Source organism: Vibrio sp. 1-Bac 57 (assembly GCF_037546855.1).
Taxonomy (GTDB): Bacteria; Pseudomonadota; Gammaproteobacteria; order Enterobacterales; family Psychromonadaceae; genus Psychromonas.
Genome location: NZ_JALAAC010000011.1, coordinates 115049 through 124963, shown reverse-complemented (window position 1 = coordinate 124963; position 9915 = coordinate 115049). Strand labels below are relative to the sequence as shown.

Sequence of the window (9915 nt, the reverse complement as noted above, 5' to 3'; positions counted from 1 at the left end):
ATAGGACTTAGTCAAAATATCCTAACTTATTTTATACTCCTTTCCACCTAGAGTACTACACCTAGAGTATTACAACGATAGGAAGCTAACTCTCAAAGGCCTCAATAGCATATTTCAAGGGGTGAATTTATGTTGGGACGAAAGGTATTACCTCATTTCCTCGACACTATGCATCAACCAACTTAATTTCACATTTTAGTTTCATTGTTTTGAAAAACACTTATATTTTCTTGGACAAAAGCCATAAATGTATTAATTTTGGCCGAAGGATAAATGAGTTGTGGGTGCAATATATAAATACTTTGTCCTTGAATGTATTGATCGGTTAATACCTGTTGTAACTTACCTTGATGCAACTCCTTAGTGACATAATAATCTGCAATGCGAATAATACCCTTTCCTTGTATAGCCATTTGCTTTAACAAATTATTATCATTAATTGATAGCCAACCTTTTGTAGCAATATCACCTGACTTCAACGGCCAAAAAGGTTGCTCTAACGTAGTCAAACATTGGTGTTCAGTGAGTTGCTTAAACGATTCTGGCAAGCCGTGTTTAGAGAAATAAGTAGGAGAAGCGCACAAACAATGTTGATAGGAGAACAACTCTTTTGCGACCATATTTAGTGGAGGGTGAAGTGTTGCACGGAAGGCTAAGTCATAATCATCTTGATTCAAATCATAATTGGTATAACTGGAATCAATTTCGAAGGTAACTGCGGGGTGGCGTTTCTGGAAATCATAACAGATGCTTAACAAAAAACATTCGGTAAACATTTTAGGGGCCGTTATTTTTATGACGCCCTCAAGAGCGCTATGTTCATGATAAATATTACGCTCTAAATTCAACATAGCGGCTTTAATTTCTTTACCCTGCATCAACACTTTTTCACCTTGAGGGGTTAAGCGTACACTTCGGGTTGTCCTTATTAATAGAGGACATTTAAACTCTTTTTCTAGTTTTTTTATTTGATCTGATAAATAACCAGTTGAAATAAATAAATTTTTAGCGGCTTTGGTAAAGCTAAGTTGCTGAGCAATCTCGACAAATAACATTAAGCATTCTATTTTTTTGTGCTGTTGCATTACCTTTCCTTTACATCGATGAAAACTAAACACTGAGATAACTTATTATCCATTACAACACGCAATAGTGTTAATTGTTTTTTATAACGAACAATCATTTCGTTTTTCAGCGCTTATTATTTTATTTTTATGTATTAAAATAAACCCTATTAAATATATTGATAAGCAACAATAAGAGGGTGAAAAATGAGTGAACTTGCTAATACAAAAAAAATGAAACCGTTAAATAAATATCTTAGCGATGTCGGTGATCTTGCTTTTGGTTGCATGGGATTAGGGGGTGGATGGGATCAAAATCCTGTCGCTGACAATGAGATAAAACAAGCTCACCAAGTTATCGATACTGCTCTTGAATCAGGCATTAATCTTTTTGACCATGCAGATATTTATACTTTCGGGAAAGCAGAGAAAGCGTTTGGTCATGTATTAGCAGAGCGTCCTGAATTACGTCAAAAAATGTATATACAATCAAAATGCGGCATTCGCTTTTCGGATAAAAGTGGACCAAAGCGTTACGATTTTTCAAAACAATGGATAAATTCATCGGTCGATAATATTTTGTCGCGTTTAAACACGGGATACCTGGATATTTTAATGCTGCATCGCCCCGATCCTCTGATGGAGTTAGATGAAGTTGCTAATACGCTTTTGGCACTAAAAAATAGCGGTAAAGTGCGTCATTTTGGTGTTTCAAATATGCAGCATCAACAAATGGCTTATTTACAGTCTGCCATGGATACGCCATTAGTTAACAACCAAATAGAGATAAGTTTAGCAAAATTAGATTGGTTAGAAAGTGGTGTGCTAGTGGGGAACTCGCAAGGTAATAATATTAATTTTGCAGCAGGAACGCTGGAATATTGTCAAACCAATAATGTACAAATTCAAGCATGGGGCGGCTTATCACAAGGCCTATTCTCTGGGCGAAATATTGATGATCAACCTGCCCATATTAAAGCGACTGCTGGGTTGGTTTTTCAATTGGCTGGCAAATACCAAGTGTCAACAGAAGCGATTGTTTTAGCATGGTTAATGCGTCATCCCGTGAAAGTGCAGCCAGTCATTGGTACGACTAACTTAGATCGTATTAAAGCATGTGCCCAAGCCAGCAATATTCAATTATCACGCAGTGATTGGTATGCATTGTATGAATCAGCTCGCGGTGAAAAGTTGCCTTAGATTGAGAATAAGTTTGGCCCAAACGGTACTTAATGTAATTAATGAAACGGCTACAGTATTTAACACTTTTTACGAATAATAATCATTAAAGAGAGTCTCATATGCAAAAAAGAAATTTTGGACTAACAGGGTTTGATGTACCAGCCATTGGTTATGGTGCAGGTACAGTCGGTGATGGTCGATTAGAAGAAAAACAAGCCGAGAGAATTCTTAATCAGGTGTTGGATCTGGGGATCGGTTTTATTGATACGGCCAAAGGCTATGGTTTATCTGAACAACGAATTGGCCAATATATTAGTCATCGTCGAGATGAGTTTAAATTATCAACCAAGGTGGGTTATGGCGTTGAAGGGCAACAAGACTGGACCTATGACTGTATTATTACAGGTGTAGATCAAGCGCTTAAAACCATGAAGACTGACTTCCTTGATGTCGTACATTTACACTCTTGCCCTACTTCAGTATTGCAAGATGGCCAAGTAATCGATGCGCTTGATCAAGCCAAACAGCAAGGAAAGATTAAAGCTATTGCCTACTCTGGAGAAAACGAGGATTTACAATACGCAGTATCAAGTAATCGATTCGACAGTATTATGGCGTCATTGAATTTTTGTGACCAACGCATTATTCATAATCAACTGCCAGAAGCAAAACAGCAAGGCTTAGGCATGATTGCCAAACGCCCCATCGCTAATGCGCCCTGGCGTTTCAATAGTCAGCCAAACGATGACTACGCAGAAGAATATTGGCTACGCCGCAAGAAAATGGCTTTAGAGTTTGGTATGTCCGAATTAGAACTTGCCCTGCGATTTACAGTATTTACCTACGGAGTAGATACCGCTATTGTTGGCAGTGTCAATATCGCACATTTACAAAAAAACATTGAAATAATCAAAGCAGGCCCGTTATCTCAAGAGATCGTCCAATATATATACGCCCGTTTTAGGGAATGTGATGATCACTGGATAGGTCAAATTTAAGGTGAATGATAACGATTAGAAATCAGTTAAAATAGAAGAAAATAAACAAGGTTAAGTTTACAACAAAGTCTAAAGTTGATAGTTCAGACATTGCAGAGCAGTAAGCTGCACAGGTTGCTATTAGTAATACTAACGGTGAATTAATCTGCTTTATGCGTATGGTATGGGTATGGCTAATTGTAGCTTGCAAGCGGCTGTGTTGCCTAAAAGATAAAGATTATGCTTATGCTTACGCAAGAGACCTTAGACTTACAGCTTTGAGCAAAAGAAACAGCTAATAAAAAAGCCTGAATATTGCTATTCAGGCTTTTTTTAACTACTTAAAGTAATCTGTATAGGGTTAAAAAACCACTACTACATCATACCGCCCATGCCACCCATATCAGGCATTGGGGCAGCTGATGCTTCTACTGGTAGGTCTGTGATCATACATTCAGTTGTGATCATTAGGCCAGCTACTGACGCTGCAAATTGAAGTGCGCTACGAGTAACTTTAGTTGGGTCAAGAATACCCATTTCTAACATATCGCCGTATTCGCCCGTTGTTGCGTTGTAACCGTAGTTTGCAGTGCCTTTTTGTACGTTGCTTGCAACTACTGATGCTTCTTCACCACAGTTTGAAACGATTTGACGTAACGGAGATTCCATCGCACGAAGTGCAACACGAATACCTACGTTTTGGTCGTCGTTGTCGCCTTTAAGATCTTTTAATAGACCGGCAACACGTACTAGTGCAACACCACCACCAGCAACCACACCTTCTTCAACTGCTGCGCGCGTTGCGTGTAATGCATCGTCAACACGATCTTTTTTCTCTTTCATTTCTACTTCAGTTGATGCGCCAACTTTAATCACTGCAACACCACCTGCTAATTTAGCAGAACGTTCTTGAAGTTTTTCTTTATCGTAATCAGATGAAGAAGCTTCAATTTGTTGTTTGATTTGGCTAACACGTGCTGAAATAGCATCTTGTTGACCTGCACCATCAATGATTGTTGTTTCGTCTTTATTGATAACGATACGTTTAGCTTGACCAAGATCTTCAAGTGTTACTTTCTCAAGGTCTAGACCAATCTCTTCAGAGATAACTGTACCAGCTGTTAGGATGGCAATATCTTGTAGCATTGCTTTACGACGATCACCAAAACCAGGTGCTTTAACAGCCGCTACTTTGACGATGCCACGCATGTTGTTTACGACTAATGTTGCTAGCGCTTCGCCTTCAACGTCTTCAGCAATAATTAATAATGGTTTTGATGCTTTAGCAACTGCTTCTAATGTTGGTAATAATTCACGGATGTTACCGATTTTTTTATCAACGATTAGGATGAATGGGCTATCTAGCTCAACAGTACCTGCTTCTTGGTTTGTCATGAAGTAAGGAGATAGGTAACCACGGTCGAATTGCATACCTTCAACCACTTCTAGCTCAGTTTCTAAGCCTTGACCTTCTTCAACAGTGATAACGCCTTCGTTACCTACTTTTTGCATTGCTGTTGCAATGATTTCGCCGATTTCCACATCAGAGTTAGCAGAGATCGTCCCTACTTGTGTGATTGCTTTAGAGTCAGAACAAGGTGTAGATAGTTTTTTCAGCTCAATCACTGCAGCTTTAACTGTTTGGTCGATTCCACGTTTCAGGTCCATTGGGTTCATACCCGCAGCAACGGCTTTTAGACCTTCAGTGATGATTGATTGTGCTAATACTGTTGCTGTTGTTGTTCCGTCACCGGCTGCATCATTAGTTTGAGAAGCCACTTCTTTAACCATTTGTGCGCCCATGTTTTCAAACTTGTCAGCAAGTTCGATCTCTTTAGCAACAGTCACACCATCTTTAGTGATTTGAGGAGCACCAAAGCTTTTGTCGATAACTACATTACGGCCTTTAGGACCTAGTGTTACACGTACAGCATTGGCTAAAATGTTTACGCCATCTAGCATTTTGATTCGAGCATCGTTACCAAATTTTACTTCTTTAGCAGACATTATATTTTCCTTTTACTTTTTCTTTAATTTTTGTTTTCAAAACAAGAGAATAAACAGCAATCGTTAACGATTATTCAACAATCGCTAAAATGTCATTTTCACTTAAGATCAGGACTTCTTCACCTTCAATTTTTTCTGTTTTCAAACCGTAGCCTTCACTGAAAATAACAGTATCACCTACTTTTACATCTAATGGTCTTACTTCACCATTTTCCAAAATACGACCTTTACCCACGGCGATAACTTCACCACGAGTTGATTTTTCAGCAGCGCTACCAGTTAAAACGATACCACCAGCAGATTTAGTTTCTTTCTCAGTACGCTTTAAAATAACACGATCATGTAGAGGACGAATAGACATTGTGACTTCCTTTGATAGTTAACAGACTTAGTTGTTTGATTAGTTGTTTAAACTGATGGGGCCAAAAAAATATGATTCAAGGTGATTGATAAAAAAATTGCTAAAAAAATTTCGTTTCGGGCATAAAAAAACCAGCTTAGTGAGGCTGGTCTTGTTTTAGACATAAACAACTGTATTGAAAATTAAACGGTAATCGTTTTTGGTTGAGAAAGCTCTAAAACCATTTTATTTATTTCGCTTACTGCGATCATTATTTTTTGCTCGGCAATAAGGTGTTTATAGGCAACAACTTTACCGTCCACCACCCTAAAGCGACCTAAGCCAGCAATAAAAATACGTCCATTAAAGAAACCTTTGACAAATTTTGCAATTTGACGCGGTTGATATTTTTTAAAAACTCTTAACGTGCTAGAACGACTAATTTTCATCGTTATCCCTCTGCTATTTATCACTTTTATAATTCATTATTATTTGCAGCGCATATCCTACTTAGGAATGATGACACTTTTATTAAAAAAATGTCATTAAAATAACGATATTAAAGTGATGTTATTAAAATAGTTTGATCAATCACTAATTAATCTAGTTTTTTATCTTCTTTATGTTCGAATTCACCTTCGATGATTGAATCATCTTGTGCTGTTCTTTGTGTAAAACCTTGGCTAGAAAATCCGCCCATACTTGCTTGAGGTGCAAATTTAACATTGGCTAAGATAACTTTGGCAATGCCAGCTCGAATACTTGGCTGTAACAATAACAAACCACATATGTCGGTTACAAAACCTGGTGTCACTAATAACACACCAGTAATAATTAACATCATACCTTCAATTAACTGTTGTCCCGGCATTTCACCAGCAGCCATACGTTGTTGTAACTTTTGAACCAATTGTAAACCTTGACTACGCACTAACGCAGAGCCAATTAAAGCGGTTAATATCACTAATGAAATAGTAGGCCAAGCACCTAAAAAACCACCGACTTTTACTAGAACAAATATTTCTAGTAAAGACACACCAGTAAAGATTAAAAATAATCGTGCAAACATAGAGACCTCAATTAACAAAGTGAATACCTAAATATAATGGGGGTTATTTTGCTAATATCAACCTATTGGATAATAAAAGGCGCTAAAAGTTCAAATACAAAAGATGATCTCATCACTTAAAAGGAGTGAATAGGATGCTTGCCATCGATAGAGCAACACTATTGCAGTTGTCCGCGATAGTGATGCTCTAAGCAGAATCGAGACCAACGCCTCTTAATCAATGGATTCAACATTGTTGTTTTGATCGCAATTCCATCGTTTTAACAACAAGAAAACCGGTAATAAAATAACTGCCATCCAAACAAAAAGCGTGCTTTCCTGTGGTACGTAGATCCAACCAGATACGTAGGTTAATATTGCCATCACTAACCCTAAAGCAACACTGGCATATAAAGTTTGATAACCGACCATTAGGTGCTCTGGTTGTTTAGCGATAAAACGCATGGCCGCTAAATGTGCTAATGCAAAGGTGAAAGCATGGAATGTTTGTACCAACAATAGCCAAAAAAGATCCGTTGTTTGTGCCAATACACCCCACCTTATCAATCCAGCCACGACGGCTAACAAACACATTTGCTTAATTGTCCAATGATGGAACCACTTATCGTTAAAGCGCATCAGTAGTACTTCAGCAAAAACACCTATTCCCCATAATAAAGCGATATTAAATTCAGATATATTCATTGAATTCCAGTATAAAGCACTAAATGAATAATAAGCAGCATGGCTACCTTGGATCAGTCCCATTACTAAAATAAAATAAATAACACTCGGTTTTTTCAGCAAAGACAGTAAGTTGTTGTGTTTATTTTTAGGTGGCAAACTTTGTTGTTGTAATTGCGGCTCTAGACTTATTAGGGTTAAACAATAGTTTAAAAAAATCGCAACAATAATTAACCACAGAATACTTTCATGCCCAAACTCACCAATTGTCCAGCCGACAAAGGTTGAACCAACAATAAAGCTGACGGAGCCCCATAACCTGATCTTGCCATAATTAATTTGGATTTGTTTAACTAGGCGAGTGCCGATAATGTCACCAATCGGTACCATTGGCGCCATTAAAAAATTAAGTAATAAGGTGGCAGCAGCTAGTGCATACCAACCCTGAAAATAAACTAATAAAAGCAAACACATTAAGCTTGTGAAGGTTAAATAACAAGCCAAACGTATCGGCCCATTGGCTGTTTTTAAGCGCGGTAATAAACCAATAGTACTAACAAAACGCAATACTAAACCGAGTGAAAATAAAGTACCTATTTGTGCAGGACTCACGCCTTTTTCAGCTAACCAGATGCCCCAAAAAGGCAAAAAAATACCCCATATAAAAAAGAAACAAACAAAATAAGAGGTTATCCAGGACTTAGCAGCGATATTCAAAAGTATTACTTCCTATTAGTATTTTATGGCATTTAGTATTGCATATTTAGCATTTCATAGTGGTGACATGGCACATTGATGAAGTTGTATGCTCAAAAAAATACCATTGTATCGCTTTTTAATATTTAGTAGGTATATAAAATATTAAAGGAGGTTTATTGAATATTATCAATGAAATTCAGGGTTACGGACTTGTACCTTTGTGGTTATTTGGTGGGTATATTCGCTGTTACTTTTCAACTGTGCTTTTATCGTCACTTCAACACTACGCATTGTTGCTTGTGCGTTGGAAGCGATACTTTCCACAAAGCTCAACTCTGTCACCTTTAGAAATTTAGGATCCGTTAAATTGACCCAACTACCACTACTATAACAATTGATAGCCTGCGAATTTAAACCTCTTCCAAACTGAACACTATGCGAAGTTGATGAATAACGAAAAGCCATAAAATGGGAGGGTAAAGCAGCAACCGCATGATTATAGTTATAAGCATAAACAATACAGTGTTGTGTGCCGTTATTGATACTATCAACAACTTTATTATTGGTTTGGCCTACCATAAAATCACTACCACCAAATCCAGCTCGGCGGATATCATTTTCCATTACCCCTACAAGCGATTGTATATCTGCATGGAAACGAGAGAGCTTCATGCCTTTGTGACCAGCACTGACATTAGTAACGTATAAACTAATGATCATCGCCAATAGTAAGGAACCTAGTAGTAATGAAATCAGCACTTCTATCAGGCTAAAGCCAGACTTTAATGATATGGGCGCTAACATTTTTTATATCCAAGTTGAGCTTGGTCTGGCGCACAGACTCTTAAACGCATCGCACTTTGTATAATCGATAAAGAATGTTGCTCGCTATTAGTCATTGTGACGCTGCCAGTTTCTACTGAAAAGCGTAATGAGCCATAGGATGCCTGTGTCCCTGTAAAAGTTAATGTTGAACTATCAATAACAATCGTTTTTCCATCGGCAAGATCTTGTACTTTTTCAACACCATCTAATTGGCAAGAATTAGCACTAAAACAATCACAATGATTGGTATCACTGATACCCATCTTCCAGAGGTTACCTTGTTGACAAAAATTAACGTAAATCTTTTGATTGCGTTTAATTGCTTCTACTTTTGCAAGTTGTAGTGTGTAATAAACTTCTGACGTGCGACTCAGCAAGGTTTGGTTTGCCAGAATCCCTTGGTATGAAGCCGTGGATATTGAAATAATAACGCCTAAAATAGCGAGCGTAATGATTAACTCAATAAAGGTAAAACCGTGATCATGGAAGTGAGTCATTGCTCCTCCTAATATTTTACAGTTTATAATTTGAGGTTAAATATTACATCGTAATGATGTTTAAGACTGTCCACCTGTTTTGCAGAAGCATAACTGAAGCATCAAACAATGATCTATTCAGCGTAGAACAAAAAATCAATTTAGCATGAGTCACAGTACGCAGTTATGTTGATTTCTTTAAACGTGGGCAGTGAAATTTACACGGAGGAATAGCTTAGTTTATAAGGTAAACAAATATAAATGATTGTTCTCTTTAGCAAATTAAGAACAAGTAAAAAGCAAATGCGGCCAACTTAAAAGGAATGCCACAATTAATAAAAGTGCAATATATTTGTCATAAAAATGCCATCTCATCAGCTTATTGTATTCAGCACACACACTTGGACAGTAAAGTTAAGGGGATAACATGCAACAGCTTCAATTAAATGATAGCGATATCAAAATTAATAACCTATTCCACACTCCCGTTAAACGTAAACCTAAACCTCGTAAGTGGCGAGAAATTGAAAATGCCAAGGCGCAGTTGATGCTCGCTAAAGAGTTACGAGAGATTGATCCTTCATTTAGCTTTTCTCAATCAGAATTAATATAG

11 protein-coding genes are annotated in these 9915 nt (G+C 37.4%); 3 read left to right on the top strand and 8 right to left on the bottom strand.

Translation table 11 applies throughout. The features are described from left to right. Nucleotides 1-188: 188 nt before the first annotated feature. Nucleotides 189-1085: a LysR family transcriptional regulator gene (locus tag MT391_RS09685; RefSeq protein ID WP_499497759.1), complete on the bottom strand. Its 897-nt coding sequence runs from the start codon at nucleotides 1083-1085 to the stop codon at nucleotides 189-191. A gap of 186 nt (nucleotides 1086-1271) precedes the next feature. Between MT391_RS09685 and MT391_RS09680 the strand changes: the two genes are divergently transcribed. Then, on the top strand, nucleotides 1272-2264 hold the full coding sequence (locus tag MT391_RS09680; protein ID WP_499497758.1) for an aldo/keto reductase: 993 nt from the start codon (nucleotides 1272-1274) through the stop codon (nucleotides 2262-2264). Between the two features lie 101 nt (nucleotides 2265-2365). Further along, the gene (locus tag MT391_RS09675) at nucleotides 2366-3244 is read left to right on the top strand and encodes an aldo/keto reductase (RefSeq protein WP_499497756.1); all 879 of its coding nucleotides are present in this window, start codon (nucleotides 2366-2368) and stop codon (nucleotides 3242-3244) included. A gap of 354 nt (nucleotides 3245-3598) precedes the next feature. On the opposite strand, the gene groL is transcribed toward MT391_RS09675, so the two are convergent. The 7 genes from groL to MT391_RS09640 all read right to left on the bottom strand — a co-directional run bounded on the left by groL (nucleotide 3599) and on the right by MT391_RS09640 (nucleotide 9323). Next, nucleotides 3599-5230, bottom strand: a complete 1632-nt coding sequence (gene groL / locus MT391_RS09670; protein ID WP_499497754.1) for a chaperonin GroEL — start codon at nucleotides 5228-5230, stop codon at nucleotides 3599-3601. 70 nt (nucleotides 5231-5300) lie between these two features. Beyond that, nucleotides 5301-5591 (bottom strand): co-chaperone GroES, encoded by a 291-nt coding sequence (locus MT391_RS09665; protein WP_025565176.1) that lies wholly within the window; start codon nucleotides 5589-5591, stop codon nucleotides 5301-5303. A gap of 182 nt (nucleotides 5592-5773) precedes the next feature. Then, a complete protein-coding gene (locus tag MT391_RS09660; RefSeq protein ID WP_499497752.1) occupies nucleotides 5774-6019 on the bottom strand; it encodes a DUF1107 family protein in 246 nt (81 codons plus the stop codon). Nucleotides 6020-6168: 149 nt separating this feature from the next. Then, a complete protein-coding gene (locus tag MT391_RS09655; protein ID WP_166371658.1) occupies nucleotides 6169-6639 on the bottom strand; it encodes an FxsA family protein in 471 nt (156 codons plus the stop codon). Nucleotides 6640-6852: 213 nt separating this feature from the next. Next, nucleotides 6853-8019, bottom strand: coding sequence for a 3-phenylpropionate MFS transporter (locus MT391_RS09650; RefSeq protein WP_499497750.1), 1167 nt, complete (start codon nucleotides 8017-8019; stop codon nucleotides 6853-6855). A gap of 168 nt (nucleotides 8020-8187) precedes the next feature. After that, the gene (locus MT391_RS09645) at nucleotides 8188-8805 is read right to left on the bottom strand and encodes a prepilin-type N-terminal cleavage/methylation domain-containing protein (protein ID WP_499497748.1); all 618 of its coding nucleotides are present in this window, start codon (nucleotides 8803-8805) and stop codon (nucleotides 8188-8190) included. After that, nucleotides 8799-9323: a GspH/FimT family pseudopilin gene (locus MT391_RS09640; protein ID WP_166371656.1), complete on the bottom strand. Its 525-nt coding sequence runs from the start codon at nucleotides 9321-9323 to the stop codon at nucleotides 8799-8801. Before MT391_RS09640 ends, MT391_RS09645 begins: the two co-directional genes overlap by 7 nt. A 406-nt stretch (nucleotides 9324-9729) precedes the next feature. On the opposite strand from MT391_RS09640, the gene MT391_RS09635 reads away from it, so the two are divergent. After that, nucleotides 9730-9915 carry a DUF3545 family protein gene (locus tag MT391_RS09635; RefSeq protein ID WP_166371655.1) on the top strand — a complete coding sequence of 62 codons (186 nt, stop codon included), beginning with the start codon at nucleotides 9730-9732 and terminating at the stop codon, nucleotides 9913-9915.

Excerpts from the sequence above, each read along its gene's own strand:
- MT391_RS09685 (WP_499497759.1), bottom strand. The coding sequence starts at position 1,085 with ATGCAACAGCACAAAAAAATAGAATGCTTAATGTTATTTGTCGAGATT.
- MT391_RS09680 (WP_499497758.1), top strand. The coding sequence starts at position 1,272 with ATGAGTGAACTTGCTAATACAAAAAAAATGAAACCGTTAAATAAATAT.
- MT391_RS09675 (WP_499497756.1), top strand. The coding sequence starts at position 2,366 with ATGCAAAAAAGAAATTTTGGACTAACAGGGTTTGATGTACCAGCCATT.
- groL (WP_499497754.1), bottom strand. The coding sequence starts at position 5,230 with ATGTCTGCTAAAGAAGTAAAATTTGGTAACGATGCTCGAATCAAAATG.
- MT391_RS09665 (WP_025565176.1), bottom strand. The coding sequence starts at position 5,591 with ATGTCTATTCGTCCTCTACATGATCGTGTTATTTTAAAGCGTACTGAG.
- MT391_RS09660 (WP_499497752.1), bottom strand. The coding sequence starts at position 6,019 with ATGAAAATTAGTCGTTCTAGCACGTTAAGAGTTTTTAAAAAATATCAA.
- MT391_RS09655 (WP_166371658.1), bottom strand. The coding sequence starts at position 6,639 with ATGTTTGCACGATTATTTTTAATCTTTACTGGTGTGTCTTTACTAGAA.
- MT391_RS09645 (WP_499497748.1), bottom strand. The coding sequence starts at position 8,805 with ATGTTAGCGCCCATATCATTAAAGTCTGGCTTTAGCCTGATAGAAGTG.
- MT391_RS09640 (WP_166371656.1), bottom strand. The coding sequence starts at position 9,323 with ATGACTCACTTCCATGATCACGGTTTTACCTTTATTGAGTTAATCATT.
- MT391_RS09635 (WP_166371655.1), top strand. The coding sequence starts at position 9,730 with ATGCAACAGCTTCAATTAAATGATAGCGATATCAAAATTAATAACCTA.